Consider the following 24,361-nt stretch of genomic DNA (forward strand, 5'->3'; position numbering starts at 1 on the left):
CGGCTCTCGGGCTCGGGCGTCGAGATCAGTTCGCGAGCACCACGACCCACCCGATGCCGACGGCGAGAGACAGGCCGGCGAGCACCCATACCGGCGCGGACTCCCGGCCCTCACCACGGCGCAGGTGCACGAAGAACGCGGCGACCATCGTGATGAACAGCGCGAACGCCGCGAGCGGCGTGAGCCAGGGCAGGATGCCCGTCGCCATGGGCAGGACGAGGCCGATGCCGCCGAGTACCTCGAGGATGCCGATGGTCTTCACCTGGCCGTCGCTGAAGTCCTCGACGTAGGCCATCCGCGGCTGCAGCGACGCACGGGAGCGTGTTGCCTTCGTGGCACCGGCGGCGACGAACAGGAGGGCGAGCAGACCGGTGACGATCCAGAGGACGATGATCATGGCGATACGACTTTCTGTGGGAGGAGGGCAGCGTGTGCTGCCAATGGTTACAATCGGTAAGTAACGCACTGGCGATGACTTTTATACCCGACGGTCGCCCGGCACTTCTCCGTGCGTCACGCACACCGCTGTAAGAAATGGAGGCCTCCGTGGCCGCATCGCCGGCAGCCTCGGCCGTTCTCGAGGACAAGGGACCATGCAGCGCCGGTCACCACGGCAGCGACATGATCCGCGACGTGCTCTCGCGCGTCGGAGACAAGTGGAGCCTGCTCATCATCGGCAGCCTCCGGGACGGCCCGCTGCGCTTCACGGTGCTGCAGCGCAACATCGCGGGCATCTCGCACCGGATGCTGACCCACACGCTGCGCAACCTCGAACGCGACGGCCTCGTCTCCCGCACCAGCTACCCCGAGATCCCGCCGCGTGTCGAGTACGAGGCCACCGAGCTCGGCCGTACGCTCTTCGAGCCCGTGCTCGGACTCGTCAACTGGGCGGCGGACCACCACGACGACATCCTCGCGAGCCGGGAGGCCTACGATGACCGCGACTGAAGCTCCAGCATCCGCCACCCCCTCAGCGAAGGTGCGCGGCGAGGGCGGCACCGGTCTCGGCCACCGCCTGCGGGTGATCGCCGGCTGGATCGTGGGCGTGCTGCTGCTGATCGTGGTGCTGTTCGCGGTCTACACGCAGATCGTCATGCAGGGCGAGCGTCCCTACGCCATCGATGCGTGGAGCGACGACGGTGTGAGCATCACCTCGACAGACCAGTCCATCGTGATGACCCCGACGGGCGAGGCGAACGGCGACGGCCTCGTGTTCATCCCCGGCGCCAAGGTCGACCCTTACGCCTACATGAACAAGCTCTCCGGCATCGTGGCCGACGGCACGACAGTCGTGATCACCAAGCCCACGCTCAACCTGGCGTTCTTCGACACCCGCCCACTGTCGGCCTTCACGGCCGATGCCCCCGACGTCTCGACCTGGTACGTGGGAGGACACTCCCTCGGAGGGGTGCGTGCGTGCATGCTGGCCGACGACCCCGACGTGAGCGGCGTCATCCTGTTCGGCAGCTACTGCGCCAACGATCTCTCGCAGACGTCGCTGTCCGTGTTGAGCCTCGGCAGCCAGTACGACGGGCTCTCCACCCCCGAGAAGATCGCGGATGCCGCTCCGATGCTCCCGGCGGATGCGACCTTCGTGCAGATCGACGGCGCCAACCACGCCAGCTTCGGGGACTACGGCGTGCAGCCCGGAGACGGCGAGGCCACGGCGAGCTCCGACGAGGTGCGGGCCGAGATCACGGCGCAGGTCGGCGCGTTCCTGGGCTGAGGCTCCCCCGCTGGCAGAGGGACAGGCGCGCAGCGACTCCCCCTCCGCTGGCAGAGGGACAGGCGCGCAGCGACTGCCCCGAAGCCGAGGAGACGACCTTTCGCCGGAGTGCGCTTCGCGGCGCTCGCTTCGCTCCCGTCGCTCTGCGGGCGGGAGTGCGGTGGTCCTAGAAGATGAAGAGCTGCCCCAGCACGACCGCGGCGATCACGAGGATCGCCACGATGGCTGCGACGATCGCGAGAGCGCGGCTCGAGAGCTTGGCGATGCCGAGTCCGACGAGGAACGGCAGGGCGACGAGCAGCAGGGTGACGATCCACCAGAACGCCTGGTAGCCGCCCACCGTCGCGTCCGACAGGCGTCCGGCGAAGAGCTGCTGGGTGTTCGGGTGCGTCGCGAAGGCGAGAGTCGCCGAGATCGGCACCGCCACGAAGACCAGCACGATGAGGCCGGCGAGCCAGGCCCATGCAGAGGAACGGTCGCTCTCGAGGAAGACGCCGCTGCCGGACTGGTGCGAATCGGCCTTGGCCGGGGTCTTGGACTTGCTGCTCATGGGCACACTCTATGGCACGGCCGCTCGCCGCGTGGGGAGTGTTTCCTGCCGCGGCGCGACACCCGTGCATCCCCGTCACCACTACCCGCCCGGCGGCATCCGGCGTACGCTGAAAAACGCAGGCGATGTTGCCACGGAGGTATCCATGTCAGTGCGACCAACAGGGCGTCTCGCCCACAGACCCGACGGCCTCTACCTTCTGATCGACAGGCTGTTCTCGGCCCCGATCGAAGACGTCTGGTACAGCCTCACCAACCCCACCTTCATGCAGAGGTGGATCGGCACGTACACCGGCAATCCGTCGACCGGCGCGGTGCGCTTCCTGATGTCGGCCGAGCCCGACGCGGAGTGGGAGTACACGACCATTCGCGAGTGCGATCCCCCGCACCGCTTCCTCGCCGAGGTCGGCACCGGCGACGACATGTGGCACGTCTTCTGCCATCTGCACGAGGCCGGCGGGCGCACCACCCTGACCCTGGGCCAGAGGATGCACGCCTCCTCGGATGCCGCGACGATGGGTCCCGGCTGGGATTACTACCTCGACCGCCTCATCGCGGCGAGGGAGGATCGCCCCCTCCCGCAGTGGGAGCACTACTACCCGGCGCATTCCGAGTACTACCGCGACCTGGTGGTTCCCACGGCCTGAGAAGATCGGACCTCCGGGGGCACCACGTCACTATGCTTGCGCCGTGACCAACCTGCAGCAGAAAGCCCGACGTGACAAGGTCGTCAAGACCTCCACGAGCCTGATCGCGAACAAGCCGTTCCAGTGGGCCTTCGTCGCCACGCTCGGGGTGCTGCTGGCGCTCGGGCTGGCGGCAGCCGCATCGGCCGTGTCCAGCGTCATCTTCTCGGTGTTCGCCGCCGTGTTCGTCACACTCGGCCTCGACCCGCTGGTGCGCTGGTTCGAGAGGCGAGGCATGCGTCGCGGCGCCGCGATCGTCACCGTCATCATCCTGTTCGTGCTCGTGATCGTCGGTCTGCTCTGGCTCGTGCTGCCGCTCGTGATCGGCCAGGCCGCGCAGTTCGTCAAGGACGCACCGTCGATGCTGGCAGATCTGCAGAAGCAGCAGTGGTTCGTCGACGCGTCGAACGGTTCCGGCGGGGTTCTCAGCACCGTGTACACGTGGATCACCGGCCTCATCGCCGACCCGACGTTCTGGACCGCTGTCGGCGGCGGCGCACTCAAGTTCGGCGTCGCACTGGCCAGTGGGATCTCGAGCGGCATCTTCATCTTCATCCTCACCATCTACTTCACCGCGACCCTCGACTTCTCCAAGAACGCGGTCTACTCCCTCGTCTCGGCGTCGCACCGGACGCGTGTGGTCGACTACGCCGAGCGCATCATGGGCAATGTCGGTCGCTACCTCAGCGGCATGGTGGTGCTCGCCTTCCTCAACGCCACCTTCAGCCTGATCCTGCTGAGCCTGGTCGGCGTGCCGTTCGCCCTGGTCATCTCGGTCGCCGCCTTCTTCATCACGCTGATCCCGCTGATCGGAACCGTCCTCACGACAGCCTTCATGACGGTGTTCTCGCTCTTCACCTCGCCCGTCGCGGCCCTCATCGTGCTCGTCGCGATGCTCATCTACATGCAGGTCGAGGCCTACATCCTCACGCCGCGGGTCATGAGCAAGGCCGTGCAGGTGCCCGGTTCCATCGTGCTGATCGCAGCCCTCGCCGGTGGCACCCTCGCGGGGCTCCCGGGCGCGCTCGTGGCCATCCCGGTGGCGGCCGGCATCCTGCTGATCATCAAGGAAGTCGTCGTGCCCCGCAAGGCCCGCTCCTAGCGGACCGCCCGCTCAGCGATCGACGGCGTCGATCCATTCCGACGGCGCTTCGGCGCGGGTCGCGGGCAGCGCCACCCCGGCGCCCCACTCGATCAGCCGATCGGGCACGACCACGCTGTCGGGCACGTGGCCGAGCGCCTCGATGAGCTCCTCCACGGGCACCACTCCACCCGTGCGGCGCAGGAAGCGTCCGCGGATGTAGCCCTTCGCGTACACCTCGGGCTTGCCCGCGGCATCCGGTCGCACGAAACGTTGTTCGACGAAGACGGCCTTGTCGTCGAAGCCCAGCACGCGCGACTCGATCGTGAAGCGCTGCCAGAGCGTGAGCGACTTGCGGAAGCTGATGGTCTCGGACACCACGACCGGATACCAGCCCTTGTCCTGCAGGATCTTCCACGCGCCGGTGCGCTTGAGCATGTCGAAGCGGGCGACGTCCATGATCGACAGGTACACGCCGTTGTTCATGTGCTTCAGGATGTCGAGGTCCGTGGGCAGCGTGATGAAGTTCGTGCGCGCCACGTCGTAGTGCCCGAGCCGCCTGCCGAAGCGCGACAGCCAGAAGTGCAGGAGCGTGCGGAAGAACATGTGCATGCTGAGACGCTAGCGCCGCACATCCGTCGCCGTCACACCACCTGTGTGGAGACGACAGTGCGGGGAACGGATGCCGCGGGCGGCGTTGCACGCATCCCACAGCATCCGTCGTTCGGGTCAGGCCTCGGGCAGCTCCCGCTGGTCGACGCCGTTGTACACGGCGAGCGGGCGGATCAGCGCGTTCGCCGCGAGCTGCTCCATCACGTGGGCGGTCCAGCCGGTGATGCGGCTGGCCACGAAGAGCGGCGTGAAGGTCTCGGTCTCGAAGCCCATCACGTGATACGTCGGCCCGGCCGGGTAGTCGAGGTTGGGCTTGATGTTCTTCTTCTCGCCCATGCCTGCCTCGAGCTTCTCGTACATCTCGAGCAGGTCGGGGCGGTCGTAGTGCTCGAGCATCTTCACCATCGAGGCCCGCATGGTGGGAACGCGGGAGTCGCCGTTCTTGTAGACGCGGTGGCCGAAGCCCATGATCTTGGCCTTGCGGGCAAGGGCGTCCTCGAGCCAGGCGTCGACGTTGTCCGGGGTGCCGATCTCGCCGAAGGTGCGCATGACGGCCTCGTTGGCGCCGCCGTGCAACGGTCCCTTGAGCGCTCCGATGGCGGCGACGACCGAGGAGTAGAGGTCGGAGAGGGTGGACGCGACGACACGGGCCGTGAACGTCGAGGCATTGAAGGAGTGCTCGGCGTAGAGCACCATGCTCACCCGGAACGCTGTCACCACGTCTTCGGGAGCCTCCTCGCCGAAGGTCATCCAGAGGAAGTTGCGCGAGTAGTCCAGGTCATCGCGCGGCTCGATGAGCGGGAGTCCCTGGCGGCGACGCTGGTCGTAGGCGACGATGGCCGGCAGCTGCGCGAACAGCAGCTTGGACTTGCGCAGGTTCTGCTCGGGATCGTTGTCCTCGGCATCCGGATCATTCGCCCCGATCACGCTCACGGCGGTGCGGACGACGTCCATCGGATGCGACGTCACGGGCAGGTCGTCGATGGAGCGACGGACGTTCGCCGCGAGGGCACGCTCGCTGCGCTCGGTCTCGACGAAGGCATCGAGCTGCTCGGGCGTCGGCAGCTCGCCGTACCAGAGCAGCCAGGCGACCTCTTCGAAGGAGCGCTGGGCCGCGAGATCCTGCACCGGGTAGCCGCGGTAGAGCAACGTGTTGGTGTCGGGGTTCACCCGCGAGATCGCGGTGTAGTCGACGGGCACGCCCGCCAGTCCCTTGTAGATCTCCGGCGCTTCGCTCATGGCGTCCCCTTCGTCGCTGGCATGGTCTCCCAGACTACTTCCCGCGCGTTCGATTGCCGGAAACGGATGCCGCAGCCCGGCGTGGTCGCTCGGCTTGCACACTGTTCAGGCTCGATTCGCTCCGACAGGGCGTGTCGCGGGTTGCGTGCGGCGTGTCGTGCGATCCGACCTGAATTGCGCTCGGCACGGGGCCGCCGGGGTGCGGCCGCGGCCGGGGCGGGGTCGCCGCGTCAGCGCGCGACGCGGAAGTTGAAGATGCTGCTGTCGAAGTGGTTGTAGCCCTCGTAGTCGATGAGCTCGTACAGCTCCGAGCGGTGCTGCATGTCGCCGAGCTTGCCGGTGAGGTTGCCGGCATCCGTCAGCTCATCGAGACCGGCCATGGCGGCGCCCATGGCGAGGCGCAGCAGCGAGACCGGCCAGATGACGATGTTCATGCCCACGTCGGCGAGCTGCTGGGTGGTGAACAGCTCGCTCTTGCCGAACTCGGTCATGTTCGCGAGCAGCGGCACGTCGACGGCAGCGCGGATCGCCTCGAACTCCGAGAGGTTCGCCATCGCCTCGGGGAAGATGGCGTCGGCACCGGCGTCGACGAGGGCCTTCGCCCGATCGATCGCCGCCTGCAGGCCATCGACGGCGCGGATGTCGGTGCGCGCCATGATGAGGAAGTTCGGGTCCCGACGGGCATCCACAGCGGCACGGATGCGCTGCAGCGCCGTGTGCTCATCGACGACCTGCTTGCCATCGAGGTGGCCGCATCTCTTGGGGTTGACCTGGTCCTCGATGTGGAGCCCGGCGACGCCGGCATCCTCCATCTCCTGCACCGTGCGGGCCACGTTCATGGGCTCGCCGAATCCGGTGTCGGCGTCGACGATGGCAGGCAGCTCGGTCATCCGGGCGATCTGCTTCGACCGGCCGGCCACCTCGGTGAGGGTGGTGAGGCCGATGTCGGGCAGACCGAGGTCGGCGGAGAGCACGGCACCGGAGATGTAGACGCCCTCGAAGCCCTTCCGCTCGATGAGGCGCGCGCTCAGCGGGTTGAAGGCACCGGGCAGGCGGAGGAGTTCGCCGGACGCGAGGGCCGTACGGAAATCGGCGCGCTTGTCGGCCGGGGTCTTCTGGGCGTAGAGCATGCTTCCACCCTACTTTCCGCCCCGCCCACACCGAGTCGCCCACATCTGTCGCGAACGGCCGTCACGACGGCCGAATAGCGACCACTGGGGGCGATTCGGCCGAGGGGGGCCGGGGGTGGAGGAACTAGAACAGACCCTGCGGGCTCTCGACTGACGCCAGCACTCCCGGGGCCGCCGTCACGGTGAGCCCGACGAGCTCGTCGGGCGTCAGCTCGGGCAGACGCTCCACCAGCGCCAGGAAGCGCGCGATCTCGGCCTCCTCGAGCACGAAGTCGGCGAGCGTGCGGAACTTCTGCACGTACTCGGCCCGACCGAACGGACGTGCCCCCAGCGGGTGCGCATCCGCCACCGCGATCTCATCGGTGATCGTGTTGCCGTCGGACAGCACGATCTCGACGCGACCGCCGAAGGCCTTCTCGTTCATGTCGAGCGAGTGGTAGCGGCGGGTCCACTCCTCGTCCTCGACGGTGGTGATCTTGTTCCACAGTGCGACGGTGTCCGCGCGGTTGGCCCGCGCGGGCGAGTAGGAGTCGACGTGGTGCCACGTGCCGTCCTGCAGGGCCACCGCGAAGATGTACGGGATCGAGTGATCGAGGGTCTCGCGCGACGCCGAGGGGTCATACTTCTGCGGGTCGTTCGCACCCGAGCCGATCACGTAGTGCGTGTGGTGCGAGGTGTGGATGACGATGCGCTCGATGCTCTCGACGTCGTCGAGCAGCAGCGGGTACTCGTTGTGCAGCCTGCGCGCCAGGTCGATCCAGGCCTGTGCCTGGTACTCGGCCGAGTGCTCCTTCGTGTAGCTGTCGAGGATGGCGCGCTTGGCCTCGCCCTCCTCGGGGATCTCGACCGAGTAGCGGGCATCCGTTCCGCCGAGCAGCCAGGCGATCACGCCGTCCTCGCCCTCGTAGATCGGAGAGGGGCTGGTCTCGCCGCGCATCGCGCGGTCGACGGCCTCGACCGCCATCTTGCCGGCGAACGCCGGGGCGTGCGCTTTCCAGGTGGAGATGGCGCCCTTGCGCGACTGCCGCGTGGCCGTCGTGGTGTGCAGCGCCTGGCCGATGGCCTGGTAGATCGTCTCCTGGTCGAGCCCCAACAGGGTGCCGATGCCGGCCGCGGCCGACGGGCCGAGGTGGGCGACGTGGTCGATCTTGAACTGGTGCAGGCTGATGGCCTTGGCCAGGTCGATCTGCAGTTCGTAGCCCGTGGCGATGCCGCGCACGACGTCGGCGCCGGTCAGGCCGCGTGCCGAGGCCAGGTGCTGGGCGACGGCGACGATCGGCGGGATGTTGTCACCCGGGTGCGAGTACTCGGCCGCGAGGAAGGTGTCGTGGTAGTCGAGCTCGCGCACGGCGACGCCGTTGGCCCACGCAGCCCACTCCGGCGAGGTGCGGCGGCCTGCTGTGACACCGAAGACCGTGGATCCCTGCCCTCCGACGGAGACCGGATGCGCGAGGGCCTGGCTGCGGGCGCTGGTGACGGGAGCGCGGGTGAGCGAAGCGACGGCGACGGCGGCGTTGTCGATCACGCGGTTGATCACCATTTCGGTGACCTCGTCTGTCACAGCCACGGAATCTACGGCGACTCCGGCCAGCTGCCAGGCGAGTTGACCGTCAGTGGTCAGGTTCTCGTCGCTACGGTGCACGCGGAGTTCATGGTTCTTCACGCTCCCACGGTATCCGACAAGCCGTCAGCGGCATATCCGGGAGCGGTTTCAGTCGGGGGGTTGACGGATGCCGCATCTGAGGCATCCTCTCCCCGGTCATCCCCGCGCGACAGGGCCGAGGGACCCGGCGCCACTCAACCCCAGAGCGGCTCGTCCGGCTCCCGCGCGATGGCGGCGAGGACGGCATCCGTGTCGATGTCGGCGAGAGTCGCCGGATTCCAGCGCGGCGCGCGGTCCTTGTCGACGACCTGGGCGCGGATGCCCTCGCGCAGGTCGGACTGCTCGATGAGCCAGGCCACGGCGCGGTATTCGCTCTCGAGTGCCTGCTCGAGCGTCGACGCGGCGCGCGCGGACCGGATGCCCGCGAGGGTGGCCGTGAGCCCCGTCGGTGAGAGGGTGGCGAGTTCGGCGGCGGCGCGCGCGGCCTCGGGCTCCGGGCGATCGCGTAGGCGCTCGATGATGCCGGCCACGGTCGGTGCGGAGTAGCAGGCGTCGATCCAGGCGCGCTGGGCCTCGAGCTCTGATGCCTCGGGCGTCTCGTCGAAGAGCAGCACGATCTCGGGCGGCGAACCCGGATCCGCCCGCTCCTGCAACGCCTGCAGCAGGTGCGGGAGCGACGCGCTCGGCACCAGGTAGTCGGCGAATCCGGCGGCGATGGCATCGGCGGCGTCCATGGTGGCCGCGTTCAGGCCGAGGAAGGTGCCGAGCTCGCCCGGAGCCCGGCCGAGCAGCCACGTGCCACCGACGTCGGGGCTGAAGCCGATGCGGGTCTCGGGCATCGCGAGCTTCGAGCGCTCGGTGACGATGCGGATGGACGCGTGACCGGCGAGTCCGATGCCGCCGCCCATGGTGATTCCGTCCATCAGCGCGACCACGGGCTTCGGGTAGCGAGCGATGAGCGCGTTGAGGCGGTACTCCTCGCGGAAGAAGGTGCGCGAGTCGGCGTTGCTGCCCGCTGTCGCGTTCTCCCAGAGTGCGCGGATGTCGCCGCCGGCGCAGAATCCGCGGTCTCCGGCTCCGTCGAGCACGACGAGAGCGACCTCGGCATCGTCCCGCCAGGCCTCGAGGTGGCCGGTGATGACGCCGACCATCGCGTAGCTCAGGGCGTTGAGGGCTCGCGGCCGGTTGAGGGTGATGCGGCCGACGCCGTCGGTGATGGAGGCGAGCACCTCGGGTTCGGCGACGTGCGCCGGCGCGGCATGCGGAGGTGCTGCGTGCGGAGGTGCTGCGTGCGGAGGCGCTGCGTGCGGAGGCGCTGCGTGCGGAGGCGCTGCGGCGTCGGCGGACGGCGCGGGAGCAGCGAGGTGCGCGGGGTGCCCCGGGTGCCCGGACTGCCCGGGTACGGATGCGTCTGGGGCGGCATCCGAGGCGGCATCCGGCGTCTGGCTCGTCATGTCGGTCACGGATGCCACGCTAGGCCACCCCTCCGTGTGAAGGCATCGTCTCGGGACGTTGCGCGCGAACACCGGCGCTACGATCGACGGGTGATTCCCGCCTCGAACCTGCTCGCCTTCGTGCTGGCATCCGTGGTGCTCATCGTGATTCCGGGGCCGAGCGTGTTGTTCGTCATCGGCCGGTCGCTCGCGCTCGGCAAGCTCGGCGGATTCCTCAGCGTCGTCGGCAATGCCCTCGGGATGCTGCCCCTCGTGGCTGCCGTCGCCCTCGGCGTCGGCGCGCTCGTCGCGCAGTCCGTCGTCATCTTCACCGTCGTGAAACTGGCCGGCGCCGCCTACCTCGTCTACCTCGGGGTGCAGGCGATTCGGCACCGCCATGACGCTGCCGCTGCCGCCACCGGCGCGGTCGCACCACGCTCGTCGTGGCGCCTGCTGGGTGAGGGCTTCGTCGTCGGCGTGACGAACCCCAAGACCATCGCGTTCTTCGTGGCCGTGCTGCCGCAGTTCGTCGATTACTCGCAGGGCTTCGTCCCCGTGCAGATGGCCGAACTCGGTGCCGTCTTCGTGGTGCTGGCACTCTGCTGCGACAGCATCTGGGCCCTCGCGGCCGGCACCGCACGGGACTGGTTCGCGAGGTCGCCGAAGCGCATCTCGACTCTCTCGGCGACGGGCGGCGTCATGATGATCGGTCTCGGCGGCGTGCTGGCGTTGAGTGGCAACAAGCACTAGGCGCGCACCCCGCCCGCAGAGGCACGCGAGCGGGCCGAAGCGCACGTGGATGAGCAGTCCTCGCCAGCGGCGTACCCTCAGTCGCTCGAGGCGGTCCCCACCAGGATGCCGCGGGCCACGGCGTGGAAGTGCGCGTTGAAGCCGAGAACGGCCGGGGTCGCACCGTCGGGGATGTCGAGGTGCGGGACGTCGAGCGCCGTCACGACGATGAAGTAGCGGTGCGTGCCGGTTGCCGGAGGTGGCGCCGCGCCGCTGTACGAGGTGAGCCGCTTCTCGTTCGGGAGCGTGATCGCGCCGGCCGGCAGGTCCGCGCTGCCGGGTGAGCCCGCTCCCGTCGCCAGTGAGGTGACGGATGCCGGGATGTCGTACACCGCCCAGTGCCAGAAGCCGGAGCCCGTCGGCGCATCCGGATCGAAGATCGACACGGCGTAGCTCTGCGTCTCGGCGGGAGCGCCGCTCCACGACAGCTGCGGAGACAGGTCGGATCCGCCCATCCCCTGGTCCCACTGCTCCTTGGCGAGCGCCGCCCCTGGTGCGAGGTCGTCGCTGGTGAGGGTGAGCGGTGCGAAGTCGCGCAGCTTCGCGAGCTCGGCGTACGGGTCGTAGTTGAACATCGGTCTCCTTCGACGCGGCCGTGAGGTCCCGGACGAGCCGATCGCCGACCGGATGCCGCACTCGCAACGCAACCACCGCATCCGGCGGCCCGCAAGGGCTTGCCCCGCGTCTCCGCCGGATGCACACGCGACGTGCACCGATCGCACAGGCGAACGCAGGGCCAACGCACAGGCCCGCCGCACGCGACGCGGCAGAATGGACGGATGGCCACCGCCAAGATCCTGCTCTTCTACGCCTTCACGCCCTTGGCCGACCCCGACGCCGTGCGCCTCTGGCAGCGCGACCTGGCCGAACTGCTGGGCCTCCGCGGGCGCATCATCCTCTCGAAGGACGGCATCAACGGCACGATCGGCGGCGAGATCACGGCCGTCAAGCGCTACCTGCGGAAGACACGCGACTACCCCGCCTTCAAGCACCTCGACGTGAAGTGGAGTGAGGGGCGCGGGCTCGACGACGACGGCCTCAGCATCGACTTCCCCAAGCTCAGCGTGAAGGTGCGCGACGAGCTGGTCTCGTTCGGCGCCCCCGGCGAACTGCGGGTCGACGAGCACGGCGTCGTCGGGGGCGGGACACACATCGACCCCGATGCCCTCGACGCCCTCGTCGCAGAGCGTGGAGACGACGTGGTCTTCTTCGACGGACGCAACGCCTTCGAGGCCGCGATCGGTCACTTCGCGAATGCCGTGGTTCCGGATGTCGCCACCACCCACGACTTCGTCGCCGAACTCGACAGCGGCAAGTACGACGACCTCAAGGGCCGACCGGTCGTCACCTACTGCACCGGCGGCATCCGCTGCGAGGTGCTCTCCAGCCTCATGGTGAGCCGCGGTTTCGGCGAGGTCTACCAACTCGACGGCGGCATCGCCCGCTACGGCGAGGCCCGCGGCGACGACGGCCTCTGGGAGGGCTCGCTCTACGTCTTCGACAAGCGCGGATCGATCGACTTCAGCGACCACGCCGCCGTGATCGGTCACTGCGTGGTCGATGGAACGGCGACGAAACGGATGCAGAACTGCACCGACCTGTCCTGCCGCGAGCAGCTCGTGGTGTGCGAGGGCTGCGCCGCAGTCGCCCCGGTGTACTGCGTGGCTCACGCGGCGGCAGCCGCACCTTCCCGCTGATCGCGCTCACGACGCGAGTACGCCCGGGCCGATCGGCTCGACAAGGCCAGCAGCACGAGGATGTCGAGCGACAACGTGATCAGAGTCGTGCGCAGGGTGATCCCCTCTCCGCCGGCGGCCACGTCGACGGCGGCGACGACGATGCCGAGGGTCGCGAAGACGAGCACGAGCATCCGGGCCCAGTTCACGCCCCGGTAGACCAGGAGCACCACGCTCAGTTCGACGATGAGCACCAGGACGCCGATGCCCACGATGACCCAGAGCAGCAGGTGCTCGATTCCGGGGACCTCGGCCGGGCCGACCCCGTCGACGTCGACGGTCACGTCGTTCACGATGCCGTCCCACTCCGTCGCCAGCTGCACCAGCCAGGCCGATCCGCCGATGACGCGCAGCACGATGAGCACAGCGCCCATCGTGATGGTCGACGGGCGTTTCGCCGTGGGCGCTGCGGCCACCGGGCGCGCGAGGTCGAGCGAGCTCTCGAAGGCGGCGCGCTTCTCGCCGGGGAGCGCCGGGGAGGCCGGCTGCCCCTGCCTCGGCATGCGGACTGCGGATGCCGCCGGACCGGCATCCGGGTCCCTGCTGTCGGTTCGCAGGTCGACGATCGGCATGTCGCCATCCGTGGTGATCGAGTCGCCGCCGCCGTTCCGGGAGTGGTAGCCGGTCGAGAAGTCGCGGATGACGTCGAGGCGCGTGCCCGGAACCGCCTCGGTGATGGAGGCGATGATGTGGTCGCGCTCGATGTCGGTGTCGGCGTCGATCTTGTGCGTGATCTGCAGGGTGAACAACGAGAGACCGACGGCACGGTCGAAGGTGCCCGCGGCGAGCCACTCCACGCGACGCCCGCCCGGCAGCAGCCAGTCGTCGGGGCAGCGCCAGAACCTCACGTGGTGGCGCTTGGCCGGGTTGCCCGCGACCTCCTGCTGGTAGGCGAAGTCCTGCTGGCGCCCGAACAGGAACAGCGGGCTCACCGGGGCCTCGTCGTAGGAGCGCCGGGTGATCGTCGACGAGATGATGCGCAGGCTCGATCCGGCCGTCACGTCGTCGGCTCGGGTCCAGCCGGCGGCGACGAGTGCGGCGTGCACCTCGTCCTCACTGCCGAGCAGGGCGAGGTTCACCGGGTCGCCCAGAAGTCCGTCACTGGTGCGGGCGCGGCCGATGAAGTAGTCGGGCACGTAGATGGTCGTGAGGATGCGATGCAGCCGCGGCAGCACGAGGTAGGCCAGAAGCACCCAGAACACGATGAAGTACAGCAGCGACGACCATCGCCACTGGAAGCTCTCGCCGAACACGATCGTGGCCAGCCAGATGGCGGCGAGCGCCGCGAAGATGAAGAAGAACCCGTCGAGCATCGAGCTCACCGAGAATCGCCGACGCCCTCCGGCGGCTGTTCGCGGCTCGACCACGGTCTCGGTGGACATGGCGTCATGCTATTCCCACCCGCTCGCCGAGGGCCGAGCGAAGCGCCCGCCCGAAGCCCGATGGAGCGCCGCGACTCCTAGGCTGATTCGCATGGCCTACGACGTCGATCGCATCCGTTCACTCTTCCCTGCCCTCGACGACGGGGTGGCGCACTTCGAGGGTCCGGGCGGCACGCAGACTCCGGCATCCGTCGGAGAGGCCATCGCCAGGACCCTCACCGGCCCCCTGTCGAATCGCGGGGTGGTCGGTGATTCCGAGCGCATCGCGGATGCGGTGGTGCTGGCGTTCCGACAGGCCTGCGCCGACCTTCTCGGAGCCGACCCGCGCGGCATCGTCTACGGACGCAGCGCTACAGCCCTCTGCTACGACTTCTCGCGCACCCTCGCGCAGGGCTGGGGGCCCGGCGACGAGGTCGTGGTCACCCGCCTCGACCACGACTCCAACGTTCGGCCCTGGGTCCAGGCGGCCGAGCGCGCCGGTGCGACGGTGCGCTGGGTCGACTTCGACGTGGAGACGAGCGAGCTGTCGACGGATGCGATCGCCGCCGTCCTCAGCGACAGCACGCGACTCGTCGCCGTGACTGCCGCCTCCAACCTCATCGGCACCATGCCCGACATCACGGCCATCGCCGAGCGGGTGCACGCGGCAGGCGCCCTGCTCTTCGTCGATGCGGTGCACTATGCCGCCCATGAGCTCGTCGACCTCGACGCCTGGGGTGCCGACTTCCTCATGTGCTCGCCGTACAAGTTCCTCGGCCCGCACTGCGGAGTGCTGGCCGCGTCGCCCGAGCTCCTCGGCTCCCTCGAGAACGACAAGCTGTTGCCGTCGACGGATGCCGTTCCCGAGCGATTCGAGTTCGGAACTCTGCCCTACGAGATCATGGCGGGCGTCACGGAGGCCGTCGACGTGCTCGCCTCGCTCGACACCGATGCAGCCGGCACCCGTCGCGAGCGCTTGGCGGCATCGTTCGCGGTCCTCGAGCGGCACGAGTCGGCGCTGCTCGAGCGGCTCGAGGCCGGACTCGCGGCGTTGCCGGTCACGGTGTGGTCGCGTGCGCAGCACCGCACCCCGACCGTGCTCATCACGGCGGATGACCCGACGGACGAGCGTGCGGCATCCGCGCTCTACCGCGCACTGAACGAGCGCGGCATCCTGGCGCCCGCCAGCAACTTCTACGCCCTCGAGGCCAGCCGGCTCCTGGGCCTGGGCGACGCCGGCGGGCTGCGCATCGGCCTGGCGCCGTACACGACCGAGGATGAGATCGATCGGCTGCTCGAGGCGCTGCGCGAGCTGCTGGCCTGACCCGCGCCTGCCCGGTGAGGGCCGAGCGGAGCGACCGCCCGTAGCGCACGTGCCAGCGGGTGCGCTTCGGGCGCGGACTTCGTCCGGCCCTCACCGAGCGGCGACTCAGTGCGCCAGCACAGGCTCCGCATCCGTTGCCACAGGCGTGTGGTTCGACGACAGCGCCGAGTGCGCGCGACGCTTGAACAGCAGGGCCGAGAGGATGGCGCCGAAGGCGAAGAACCCGGCGCCCCACCAGTACGCCACGGCGTAGCTGTGCACGGCGGCCTCAGCCGCGACCGAAGCCGTCGTCGGCAGGTGGGCGGCGAGGTAGTCGGCAGCAGCCGTGGCCGCCAGCGTGTTCAGCAGCGCCGTGCCGATCGATCCACCGACCTGCTGGCTGGTGTTCACCATGGCCGAGGCCACACCGGCGAACTCGCGGTCGACACCGAGGGTGGCCGTCTGCATCGAGGCCGGCATGATCGATCCCATGGCGAACCCGAGGATCAGCAGCGGCGGCAGCACGTCGGCCGCGTAGGTGCTGTCGAGGCCGAGGTGCGTGAGGTAGACCATACCGATGGCGCCGAGCGCCATGCCGAACGGCACCATGATCTTCGGCCCGAAGCGCGGCACGAAGATGTTGGTGGAGAGCTGGGCGGCCAGCACCAGCATCGCGATCATCGGCAGGAACGACAGCCCGGTCTGGATGGGCGAGTAGCCCAGCGACGCCTGCAGGTAGTAGGTCACGAACAGGAAGATGCCGAACATGCCGGCGCCGGCGATGAGCACCGAGCTGTACGCGGCGCCGCGGTTGCGGTCGAGCACGATCGACAGTGGCAGCAGCGGGTGCTTCGCGCGCATCTGCCAGAGCACGAAGACGACCAGCAGAATCGCGGATGCTGCCAGGTAGCCCCACGTGAGCGGCGAGTCCCAGCCGTCGGACTCGGCGTTGGAGAAGCCGTAGACCAGGGAGAACAGCGCCGCCGAGACGAGGATGGTTCCCGGAACGTCGAGCTTCGGTCGTGGGCCGACGCGCTTCGCGTTGACGACGAAGATCATGGCGCCGATCACGGCGATGATGGCGATGAACACGTTGATGTACAGGTTCCAGCGCCAGTTGAAGTTCTCGGTGAGCACGCCTCCGAGCAGCAGGCCGACGGCTCCACCGGCACCGGCGATCGCGCCGAAGACACCGAAGGCGCGAGCGCGCTCCTTCGGGATGGTGAAGGTCGTCGTGAGCACGGCGAGGGCTGTCGGCGCGAGCAGCGCACCGAAGGCTCCCTGCAGGGCGCGGGCGCCGACAAGCAGGCCGAAGGTGTCGGCTGCGCCACCGAGTGCCGAGGCGACGGCGAAGCCGATCAGGCCGATGATGAAGGTGCGCTTGCGACCCATCAGGTCGGAGAGACGGCCGCCGAGCAGCAGCAGGCTGCCGAAGGCGAGGGAGTAGGCGGTGATGACCCACTGGCGGTCGGCGTCGGAGAAGCCGAGGTCGGCCTGGGCGGCGGGAAGCGCGATGTTCACCACGGTCGAGTCGAGCACGACCATGAGCTGGGCGAGGGCGACGACCGACAGCGTCCACCAGCGGCGGGACGAGTGGTCTGGGGCACCGGATGCGGCACCCGACGCGACGGAGGGAGCCGTCGCGGGAGCTGAGGTATTCGAAGACATGAAGGACACTATATGCGGTACTGTAGAGTTTCGGATCTAAACCGTTCCTGAATTTACCTCCGGGTAACATTGCTGTCACCGACGGGCGGACGCGGTCACCGCAGCGCAGGACGGAGCCATCGCACACGCGAGGAAAGGGGTCACAGCCGCAATGACGCAGCTCGACGAACCCACCGCCCCGACCAAGCTCGGGCGCAAGCGCGACCACACCCGCGACCCCGAGATCCTGGACGCCGCCCTCGACGTGCTCGCCGAGACGGGCTACGACGGCATGACGATCGACATGGTGGCCGCCCGGGCGAAGGCGGGCAAGGCGACCGTCTACCGGCGCTGGTCGTCGAAGGCCGAACTCGTCGTCGACGCCGTGGCCTGCATGAAGCGCACCGACCTCGACGTGGATCACCTGCCCGACACCGGGACCCTGCGTGGAGACCTGGTCGCCATGATCAAGCCGCGCTCCATCGAGGACGCGGAGAAGAAGCTGCAGATCATGGCCGGCCTGGTGTCGATGATCTCGCGCGACCCCGGCCTGGCCGAGGCCGTGAACGCGGCGATCGTCGAGCCCAGGGTCTCGGTCAACAGGACCTTCCTGCGGCGCGCGATCGAGCGCGGGGAGATCGCGGCGGACTGCGACGTCGAGACGCTCGCACTGCTCAGTCCATCGATGGCCTCGTATCGGGTTCTCATCGAGCAGAAGCCCGTCGACCGCGAGTTCCTGCTCGCCCTCATCGACGGCGTCATCCTCCCGGCCGTCGGGCTGAAGGCTCCGTAGGAGCTCCCACCTCTCCCGCTCGCTGAGGCCTCCCCCGCTGGCAGAGGCACAGACGCGCAGCGGATGCGCCGAAGCCGAGGGGTGGGCGCGGCGTCCCACGCTTCGCGGCGCTCGCTTCGCTCCCGTCGCTCTGCGGGCGGGTGCCGGCGCTCGCGTCGCTCGCGTCGCTCTGCGGGCGGATGCGGTCGTGTCCGATCCCCGCCAGAGTGATCCGACGGGCCGCCATACGCTGGAATCATGACCTCGAACACCGCCCTGAAAGCCGCTGAACTCCGCCGCCTGCACGAAGCCCCCGAACTCCTGACCGTCGTCAACGTCTGGGACGTCGTGGGTGCCCGCGCTGTGGCAGCACTCCCCCAGACCCGCGCTCTGGCCACCGCCAGCCACTCCATCGCCGCCACCTTCGGCTACCCCGACGGCGAGGTCATCCCCCGCGACCTCATGCTCGACATGGTCGGTCGCATCGCGGCATCCGTCGACGTGCCCGTCACGGCAGACCTCGAAGCGGGCTACGGCGACGCCGGCGACACCATGCGCCGCGCGATCGACCTCGGCGTCGCGGGAGCCAACCTCGAAGACGAGCTGAAGCCGCTGACGGATGCCGCAGCAGCCGTCGCCGCAGCCGTGAAGGCCGGCGACGACGCCGGCGTGCCCTTCGCCCTCAACGCCCGCACCGATGCGTTCCTGCGCGGCGGCCACCGATCGCTCGACGAGAACATCGCCGACGCGATCGAGCGCGGCCGCGCCTACCTCGACGAGGGTGCCACCTGCGTCTTCGTTCCCGGCAACTTCGGCGAGGACGTCGTGCGCCAGCTCGTGGCCGGCCTCGGCGAGCGTCGCCTCAGCGTGATCGGACTGGGCGAGCTGCCCACCCCCGCACGGCTGGCCGAGCTCGGGGTCGCTCGCATCTCGTACGGCCCGTACACCCAGCGCGCCGTGCTCGGCGGGCTGCAGGACCTCGCCAGCACGCTCTACGACGGCGGCGTCCTGCCGACCGACCTGCGTCCGCTGAACTGAGGAAATCTCGGCTGCATCCGCCTGATTGCGGGCTTTTTGCGGCGTGGGCGGGGAAAATGCCCGCCCACGCCGATACGCTGAACCTGCAGTCGACGAAAGGCCCGCAATGCCCACGGGTGTGCCCATCGAATTCTCCGGCGTGACCAAGCGCTTCGGCGCGGTCACGGCTGTCGCCGATCTCTCCTTCACGGTCGAACCCGGCCGCGTCACCGGTTTCCTCGGCCCCAACGGTGCCGGCAAGACCACCAGCCTCCGGATGCTGCTCGGACTCGTGCGGCCCACGTCGGGCACGGCGACCTTCGGGGGCACCGCCTATCGCGACCTCGCGAATCCGCTCACCACGGTCGGTGCCGCCCTCGAGGCCGCGAGCTTCCACCCCGGCCGCACGGCCCACAACCACCTGCGCGTCTACGCTGCCGCTGCCGGTCTCCCCACGAGCCGCGTCGACGAGGTGCTTCGCCGCGTCGGCCTCGGCGAGTACGCCAAGCGGCGCGTCGGCGGCTACTCGCTCGGCATGCGCCAGCGCCTCGGCCTCGCCTACACGCTTCTGGGCGACCCCGGAGTGCTCGTGCTCGACGAGCCCATCAACGGCCTCGATCCCGAGGGCATCAAGTGGATCCGCCTGTTCCTCCGCGAGCTCGCCGCAGAAGGGCGCACGGTTCTCGTGAGCTCGCACCTGCTGAGCGAGGTGCAGCAGAGCGTCGACGAGGTCGTCATCATCGCCAAGGGCCGCCTCGTGCATCGCGGCACCCTCGCCACCCTCGACACCGAGGTGGCGCCGCACGTCGTGGTCGACTCCCCCGACCGCACCAGGCTGGGCGAGGTGCTCACGGCCGAGGGATTCGAGTTCAGCACCGGTCGCACCGGCCTGCTCGTGGCCGAGGGCGACCCGGGTCGCATCGGCCACCTCGCCTTCGTCAACGGCGTCGAGATCTCGATGCTGCAGCGCCAGAAGGCCGGTCTCGAGGAGTCCTTCCTCACCCTGGTCGACGGCGGCGAGGTCGTCGGCGGCTCGACCGAGACCACGCGGGTGACGGATGCCGCAGCCGACGCGACCGCAGAGCCGGCAGCATCCGTCGACGCGGCAGTATCCACCGAGCCGCCGGCCCCCGAGGCCCCTGCCGGTGAGAGTCCGGGCCGCCATGCCGATCACGACGGGGAGGACCAGCGATGACGGCCCTGTTCCGCTCCATCGGCTCCGAGTTCCTCAAGATCCTCACCACCCGCATCTGGTGGATCCTCGCCATCGTGATGGTCGTCTACGTCGGCGCGACAGCCGGCGGACTCGCCGCGCTGTTCGGCTGGCTCAGCCAGAACCCCGACCAGACCGGCGGCGGCGGGCGCGGCCTGCCGACCGGCGCCCAGCTGCAGCCTCTCGTCTACGGCTTCGCCACCACCGTCGGCTACGTCTTCCCGGTGCTGCTCGGCGCTCTGGCCACGACGGGCGAGTTCCGCCACGAGACCCTCACCCCCACCTTCCTCGCCACCCCCCGTCGCGGTCTCGTGCTGTTGGCCAAGGTCGTCGTCGCGATCATCGTCGGCGCCGTCTTCGGCCTCATCGCCTGGGCCACGACGCTCGCTGCGGGCGCGGCCGCGTTCAGCGGCTTCGGCATCGAGACCAACCTCGGCGATTCCGACACCTGGGCCCTGGCCGGCCGAGGCATCCTGGCGATGGCGCTCTGGGCAGCCATCGGCGTCGGCCTCGGCACCCTCGTGACCAGCCAGGTGGCCGCCATCGTCATCGTTCTGGCCTTCACCCAGTTCGTCGAGCCGCTGCTGCGCCTGGCCGCCAGCTTCATCGACGTCACTGCGAGCATCGCCCGCTTCCTTCCCGGCGCCGCCAGCGACGCCGTCGTGGGCGTGAGCTTCTACTCCCTGAGCGGCGGAGCCGCGACCGATCCCCTGGACTGGTGGAAGGGCGCCATCGTGCTGCTCGCTTACGCGGCCGTGCTGACGTTCGGCGGCTACTTCTCGAGCTGGCGGCGCGACGTCACCTAGGCGCGCACCCCGTCGGCGTCACGCCCGCCGCCCCCACGAGGACGAGGACCCATGACGAGCCCAGACGACTCCGCCCCGAACCCTCCGGCCGGCAGCAACCTCCCCCTGAGCGCCCCGTACTACGGTGCGCCCTTCCCCATCGCCTTCTCGCGATTCTGGTCGAAGTACGCGACCTTCAGCGGCAGCGCCAGCCGCAGCGAGTTCTGGTGGATGGCACTCGTGTTCCTCATCGTCAACCTCGCCCTGCAGGCCATCGCCGTGAGCTTCGGCAGCCCGGTCGATCCGACGGCGGACCCCGCCGGCCTCAACCCGCTGGTACCCCAGGCCACCGTCGGCTCCGTCATCGCCATCGTCCTCGGCACCCTGTGGGCCATCGTCGCCCTGGTGCCGTCGCTGGCCCTCATCTGGCGCCGGCTGCATGACGCCAACCTCAGTGGATTGTTCTGGCTCCTGGTCGCCATTCCGGTGGTCGGCGGCGTCATCGTGCTCGTGCTCCTCCTTCTTCCGCCCGACCCACGCGGCGTGCGCTTCGATCGCTAGGCTCGAACGATGGGCAGTGCAGAGCGGTTCCGGGCCATCGTCGTCGATCGGGAGACGGATGCCGCAGGCAAGCCCCGCCTCACCTCGACTCTGCGCGAGCTGAGCTCCACCGACCTGCGCACGGGCGATGCTGCTCCGGATGCCGCCGGCACGGTCGAACTCGCTGTGTCGTACTCGAGCCTCAACTACAAGGACGGCCTCGCCGTGGCGGGCAAGCCCGGCGTCACCCGCAACTACCCGATCGTGGCCGGCATCGACGTCGTCGGCACTGTCGTCGGAAGCACCGACGATCGCTGGGCAGCCGGAGATCGGGTGCTGCTGAACGGCGGCGGCCTCAGCGAAACCCGACACGGTGGTTACACGGAGAGAGCCGTGATCCCGGGGGCATCGCTGGTGCGGGTACCGGCTCCGCTGACCGACCGCCAGGCCGCGGCCATCGGCACCGCGGGCTTCACGGCCATGCTCTCCGTACTCGCGCTCGAGCGGCACGGAGTGAGTCCCGCCGATGGTCCCGTGCTCGTGACGGGCGCGTCGGGAGGCGTCGGCTCGGTGGCCATCTCACTGCTGGCACGGGCCGGCTTCGAGGTCACGGCCGTCACGGGCCGAGCGGCCGACAACGGCGAGTACCTCCGCTCCCTCGGGGCCGCCGAGCTGCTCGACCGCGACGAGCTGGCCGAAGCCGGCAAGCCCCTTCAGTCGCAGCGCTGGGCGGCGGCGATCGACTCGGTGGGCGGCGTTCCGCTCGCGAACATGCTGGCGCAGGTGCAGTACGGCGGAGTCGTGGCGGCGTGCGGGCTCGCGGCATCCGCAGACCTGCCAACGACGGTGATGCCGTTCATCCTGCGGGCGGTCAGCCTCGTGGGGATCAACTCGGTCGAGGCCCCTCTCCCCCTGCGCGAGCAGGCGTGGGCACGACTGGCCACAGACCTCGACCTCGGTCAGCTCGACGCCATGACGACGGAGATCGGGCTGGCCGACGTGTTCGCCGCGGCCGACGACATCCTGGCCGGGCGCACGCGCGGGCGCACTGTCGTCGCCATCGGCGGTCGCGACGGAGCGGGCGAGACGGAGAGCTGACGCCATGACCGCGATCCCGTCGATCAGCCCAGCCGAGGCCGTGAGGCTCCGGATGCTGCGGCTCGGCCTGTGGGATCCGCGGCCCGTCACTCCCGAGCAGGTCGTGAGCGGTCTCGTCGCGATGCAGGCGCAGGAGTTCCCGTACGCGCTGTGGTCGGTCGCCCAGCGCATCTCGCCGGCTGATCGCCCGAACGCGGCCGACATGGGCGTCGCCTACGACCTCGGCTCCATCCTGCGCACCCACGTCATGCGACCGACGTGGCACTTCCTCGCGCCGGGCGACGCCCGTTGGATGCTGACCCTCACCGCTCAACGCGTGCTCGGCGTCAGCCGCATCTACTTCGAACGCGCCGGCCTCGACGCTCCGACCCTGGTGAGGGTGACCGATGCCTTCGCCGCCGCCGTGGCCGACGGTCGGCACCGCACACGGGGGGAACTGCGGGCCGCCCTCAGCGCCATCGGCATCGCACTCGACGGCAACGGCTTCGTCTACGCGCTGATGTTCGCCGAACTGCAACGGGTGCTCATCAGCGGGGTCACCATCGGCAAGCAGCGCAGCTACGCCGCCTTCGACGAGCGCGTGCCGCCCACCTTCGTCGACGGAGCCACCTCCTACGACCACGAGAACGCCCTCGCTGCGCTGGCCTCCCGCTATGCCGCCACCCGGGGTCCGGTGTCCGTGAAGGACATGAGCGCATGGAGCGGACTCACCCAGGCCGATTGCCGCCGTGGCCTCGAGGTCGCACTCGAGCGAGCGCCGGGCTCGCTGGAGCGGATCGAGCTGGAAGGCGTCGAGTGCTGGATGACGCCGACGGATGCCGGTGCCGACGCCGCTGCATCCGTTCCGGCGTCACCGCGGGTCGACCTGCTGCACGGGTACGACGAGTACGTGATGAGCTACCTCGAGACCCGCGGAATCATCCAGCACCCCGACTTCAGCGCCCCGGGCACACCCGACTCGCTGCTCCACGCAGCCCTGCTCGACGGGCGGGTCGTGGCGACGTGGAAGCACACGCTGGCGCGGAGCTCGGCGTCGGTCGAACTGCGAGCGATCACGCCGCTGGCGGCGTCCGTTCGCCCCGAGATCGATAGGGCGGTGGCGGAGTACGGCCGATACCTCGGCGTGCCGACAGCGCTCAGCGCCTGACGGCGATCAGGTGCCGACGGCGCCGAAGAGCGCCAGGCCCGTACCGAACAGCAGCAGTGTGACGACGCCGCCGAGCACGAACAGGATGCCGCCCACGATGATGCCCGCGACCGCGAATCCGTTGGAGAAGCCGGCCTTCTTCGAGCGGTTGTACGCCACGATGCTGACGATCATTCCGATGATGTTCAGGAAGATCGCGAGCACCAGACCGACGATGCCGAGGACTCGGCCCGGATCCTCGGGTCCGTGCAGCGGCGGAAGCGGGTCGGCCTCGAAGCCCTCGAGGTGCTCGGGGTTGAATCCCGGAGACAGGGGGTCCTGTCCCGGCATCTCACTGAAACCGGTCATGATTTCCTCACATCCGTGACTGCCCGCGCGTCACGGTGCGCGCGGGATCGGTCGAGCCGATACCCCACGATACTGACTCAGCCCGTCACGGCATCCGATTCGGTGATCTTCAGCGAGCCGATGAGTTCCACGGCGTGGTTCGTGCTCACGACCACGCGGGCGAACTCGCCGCCGTCGATGTCGATGATCACCGAGGGACGCTTGTTCTTCACGACGATGAAGTCCTTGCCGCCGTGGAACTTCCAGGTGCCGACCGCGAGTGTCAGCGGCACGAATGCTCCGGGAGCACGGATGCCGCGGATCCAGATCCACGGGTCGTCGGTGATCGTGACGGAGCGGATGTCGTCCCGCGGGACCACGATGTCGTCACGGCGCAGCGACAGCACCTTCTCGGCCGACGTGAGATGGATCTCCAGCCGGTCCTGATGCACTCGCAATGACGCCATGCCTCCAGTCTGGCAAACGACCACGCGAATCGGGCTGTGGACACTTCACAAACGAATGATCCGATACCGCATCGAAAGCTACGGGTGGCTCTACGCTTCG

Annotated in this window: 26 protein-coding genes; 14 read left to right on the forward strand and 12 right to left on the reverse strand. The window is 69.2% G+C overall.

All coding sequences use genetic code 11. From position 1 onward, the window contains the following. Nucleotides 1-25: 25 nt before the first annotated feature. A complete protein-coding gene (locus E4M00_RS08890) occupies nt 26-397 on the reverse strand; it encodes a DoxX family protein (RefSeq protein ID WP_135120136.1) in 372 nt (123 codons plus the stop codon). Nucleotides 398-546: 149 nt separating this feature from the next. On the opposite strand from E4M00_RS08890, the gene E4M00_RS08895 reads away from it, so the two are divergent. Together E4M00_RS08895 and E4M00_RS08900 are read left to right on the forward strand one after the other, a co-directional pair. Further along, a complete protein-coding gene (locus tag E4M00_RS08895) occupies nt 547-948 on the forward strand; it encodes a winged helix-turn-helix transcriptional regulator (RefSeq protein ID WP_240036961.1) in 402 nt (133 codons plus the stop codon). Continuing rightward, on the forward strand, nt 935-1,726 hold the full coding sequence (locus tag E4M00_RS08900) for an alpha/beta hydrolase (protein ID WP_135120138.1): 792 nt from the start codon (nt 935-937) through the stop codon (nt 1,724-1,726). Before E4M00_RS08895 ends, E4M00_RS08900 begins: the two co-directional genes overlap by 14 nt. Nucleotides 1,727-1,892: 166 nt before the next feature. On the opposite strand, the gene E4M00_RS08905 is transcribed toward E4M00_RS08900, so the two are convergent. Further along, the gene (locus E4M00_RS08905; protein WP_167756857.1) at nt 1,893-2,276 is read right to left on the reverse strand and encodes a hypothetical protein; all 384 of its coding nucleotides are present in this window, start codon (nt 2,274-2,276) and stop codon (nt 1,893-1,895) included. A gap of 145 nt (nt 2,277-2,421) precedes the next feature. Here E4M00_RS08905 and E4M00_RS08910 point away from each other — a divergent pair, with 145 nt between their 5' ends. Together E4M00_RS08910 and E4M00_RS08915 are read left to right on the forward strand one after the other, a co-directional pair. Further along, nucleotides 2,422-2,922, forward strand: a complete 501-nt coding sequence (locus tag E4M00_RS08910) for an SRPBCC domain-containing protein (protein ID WP_167756858.1) — start codon at nt 2,422-2,424, stop codon at nt 2,920-2,922. Between the two features lie 43 nt (nt 2,923-2,965). Continuing rightward, nucleotides 2,966-4,063 carry an AI-2E family transporter gene (locus E4M00_RS08915; RefSeq protein ID WP_167756859.1) on the forward strand — a complete coding sequence of 366 codons (1,098 nt, stop codon included), beginning with the start codon at nt 2,966-2,968 and terminating at the stop codon, nt 4,061-4,063. Between the two features lie 12 nt (nt 4,064-4,075). Here the strand turns inward: E4M00_RS08915 and E4M00_RS08920 are convergent, their stop codons facing one another. The 5 genes from E4M00_RS08920 to E4M00_RS08940 form a co-directional block, all read right to left on the reverse strand. Further along, nucleotides 4,076-4,654, reverse strand: coding sequence for an acyl-CoA thioesterase (locus E4M00_RS08920; protein ID WP_135120142.1), 579 nt, complete (start codon nt 4,652-4,654; stop codon nt 4,076-4,078). A 117-nt stretch (nt 4,655-4,771) separates the two neighbouring features. Then, nucleotides 4,772-5,893, reverse strand: coding sequence for a bifunctional 2-methylcitrate synthase/citrate synthase (locus E4M00_RS08925; RefSeq protein ID WP_135120143.1), 1,122 nt, complete (start codon nt 5,891-5,893; stop codon nt 4,772-4,774). A gap of 230 nt (nt 5,894-6,123) precedes the next feature. Then, on the reverse strand, nt 6,124-7,023 hold the full coding sequence (prpB, locus tag E4M00_RS08930; protein ID WP_135120144.1) for a methylisocitrate lyase: 900 nt from the start codon (nt 7,021-7,023) through the stop codon (nt 6,124-6,126). Between the two features lie 124 nt (nt 7,024-7,147). Next, nucleotides 7,148-8,686, reverse strand: coding sequence for an MmgE/PrpD family protein (locus E4M00_RS08935; RefSeq protein ID WP_135120145.1), 1,539 nt, complete (start codon nt 8,684-8,686; stop codon nt 7,148-7,150). A 134-nt stretch (nt 8,687-8,820) separates the two neighbouring features. Further along, a complete protein-coding gene (locus tag E4M00_RS08940) occupies nt 8,821-10,080 on the reverse strand; it encodes an enoyl-CoA hydratase/isomerase family protein (RefSeq protein WP_135120542.1) in 1,260 nt (419 codons plus the stop codon). A gap of 90 nt (nt 10,081-10,170) precedes the next feature. On the opposite strand from E4M00_RS08940, the gene E4M00_RS08945 reads away from it, so the two are divergent. Continuing rightward, nucleotides 10,171-10,809 (forward strand): LysE family translocator, encoded by a 639-nt coding sequence (locus tag E4M00_RS08945; RefSeq protein WP_135120146.1) that lies wholly within the window; start codon nt 10,171-10,173, stop codon nt 10,807-10,809. A 77-nt stretch (nt 10,810-10,886) separates the two neighbouring features. Here E4M00_RS08945 and E4M00_RS08950 read toward each other — a convergent pair whose 3' ends face one another. Continuing rightward, nucleotides 10,887-11,423: a YbhB/YbcL family Raf kinase inhibitor-like protein gene (locus tag E4M00_RS08950; RefSeq protein ID WP_135120147.1), complete on the reverse strand. Its 537-nt coding sequence runs from the start codon at nt 11,421-11,423 to the stop codon at nt 10,887-10,889. Between the two features lie 204 nt (nt 11,424-11,627). Here E4M00_RS08950 and trhO point away from each other — a divergent pair, with 204 nt between their 5' ends. Further along, nucleotides 11,628-12,545 (forward strand): oxygen-dependent tRNA uridine(34) hydroxylase TrhO, encoded by a 918-nt coding sequence (gene trhO / locus E4M00_RS08955; protein WP_135120148.1) that lies wholly within the window; start codon nt 11,628-11,630, stop codon nt 12,543-12,545. Here trhO and E4M00_RS08960 read toward each other — a convergent pair. Further along, the gene (locus E4M00_RS08960; protein ID WP_135120149.1) at nt 12,515-13,966 is read right to left on the reverse strand and encodes an LssY C-terminal domain-containing protein; all 1,452 of its coding nucleotides are present in this window, start codon (nt 13,964-13,966) and stop codon (nt 12,515-12,517) included. The two genes, trhO and E4M00_RS08960, sit on opposite strands and share 31 nt — an antisense overlap. A 91-nt stretch (nt 13,967-14,057) precedes the next feature. Between E4M00_RS08960 and E4M00_RS08965 the strand changes: the two genes are divergently transcribed. Beyond that, nucleotides 14,058-15,269 carry a cysteine desulfurase-like protein gene (locus E4M00_RS08965; RefSeq protein ID WP_135120150.1) on the forward strand — a complete coding sequence of 404 codons (1,212 nt, stop codon included), beginning with the start codon at nt 14,058-14,060 and terminating at the stop codon, nt 15,267-15,269. A gap of 105 nt (nt 15,270-15,374) precedes the next feature. On the opposite strand, the gene E4M00_RS08970 is transcribed toward E4M00_RS08965, so the two are convergent. After that, nucleotides 15,375-16,916: an MFS transporter gene (locus E4M00_RS08970; RefSeq protein WP_193555566.1), complete on the reverse strand. Its 1,542-nt coding sequence runs from the start codon at nt 16,914-16,916 to the stop codon at nt 15,375-15,377. A 151-nt stretch (nt 16,917-17,067) separates the two neighbouring features. Here E4M00_RS08970 and E4M00_RS08975 point away from each other — a divergent pair, with 151 nt between their 5' ends. From E4M00_RS08975 to E4M00_RS09005, 7 genes are all read left to right on the forward strand, one after another. Further along, a complete protein-coding gene (locus E4M00_RS08975; RefSeq protein WP_135120152.1) occupies nt 17,068-17,688 on the forward strand; it encodes a TetR/AcrR family transcriptional regulator in 621 nt (206 codons plus the stop codon). Nucleotides 17,689-17,925: 237 nt separating this feature from the next. Further along, complete coding sequence (locus E4M00_RS08980) at nt 17,926-18,705, forward strand: isocitrate lyase/PEP mutase family protein (protein ID WP_135120153.1); 780 nt, start codon at nt 17,926-17,928, stop codon at nt 18,703-18,705. Between the two features lie 139 nt (nt 18,706-18,844). Beyond that, entirely contained in the window at nt 18,845-19,879 is a 1,035-nt protein-coding gene (locus E4M00_RS08985) for an ABC transporter ATP-binding protein (protein ID WP_240036965.1), read from the forward strand. Then, nucleotides 19,876-20,703 (forward strand): ABC transporter permease, encoded by an 828-nt coding sequence (locus E4M00_RS08990; RefSeq protein ID WP_135120155.1) that lies wholly within the window; start codon nt 19,876-19,878, stop codon nt 20,701-20,703. Before E4M00_RS08985 ends, E4M00_RS08990 begins: the two co-directional genes overlap by 4 nt. A gap of 51 nt (nt 20,704-20,754) precedes the next feature. After that, nucleotides 20,755-21,243 carry a DUF805 domain-containing protein gene (locus E4M00_RS08995; protein WP_135120156.1) on the forward strand — a complete coding sequence of 163 codons (489 nt, stop codon included), beginning with the start codon at nt 20,755-20,757 and terminating at the stop codon, nt 21,241-21,243. Between the two features lie 9 nt (nt 21,244-21,252). After that, on the forward strand, nt 21,253-22,320 hold the full coding sequence (locus tag E4M00_RS09000; RefSeq protein WP_135120157.1) for an MDR family oxidoreductase: 1,068 nt from the start codon (nt 21,253-21,255) through the stop codon (nt 22,318-22,320). Nucleotides 22,321-22,324: 4 nt separating this feature from the next. After that, complete coding sequence (locus tag E4M00_RS09005) at nt 22,325-23,467, forward strand: winged helix DNA-binding domain-containing protein (RefSeq protein WP_135120158.1); 1,143 nt, start codon at nt 22,325-22,327, stop codon at nt 23,465-23,467. A gap of 6 nt (nt 23,468-23,473) precedes the next feature. On the opposite strand, the gene E4M00_RS09010 is transcribed toward E4M00_RS09005, so the two are convergent. Together E4M00_RS09010 and E4M00_RS09015 are read right to left on the reverse strand one after the other, a co-directional pair. After that, nucleotides 23,474-23,815: a DUF4190 domain-containing protein gene (locus E4M00_RS09010; protein ID WP_135120159.1), complete on the reverse strand. Its 342-nt coding sequence runs from the start codon at nt 23,813-23,815 to the stop codon at nt 23,474-23,476. 77 nt (nt 23,816-23,892) lie between these two features. Next, the gene (locus tag E4M00_RS09015; protein ID WP_056169735.1) at nt 23,893-24,261 is read right to left on the reverse strand and encodes a hypothetical protein; all 369 of its coding nucleotides are present in this window, start codon (nt 24,259-24,261) and stop codon (nt 23,893-23,895) included. Nucleotides 24,262-24,361: the final 100 nt, after the last annotated feature.

The sequence above is a fragment of the Orlajensenia leifsoniae genome (assembly GCF_004570845.1).
Lineage (GTDB): Bacteria > Actinomycetota > Actinomycetes > Actinomycetales > Microbacteriaceae > Orlajensenia > Orlajensenia leifsoniae.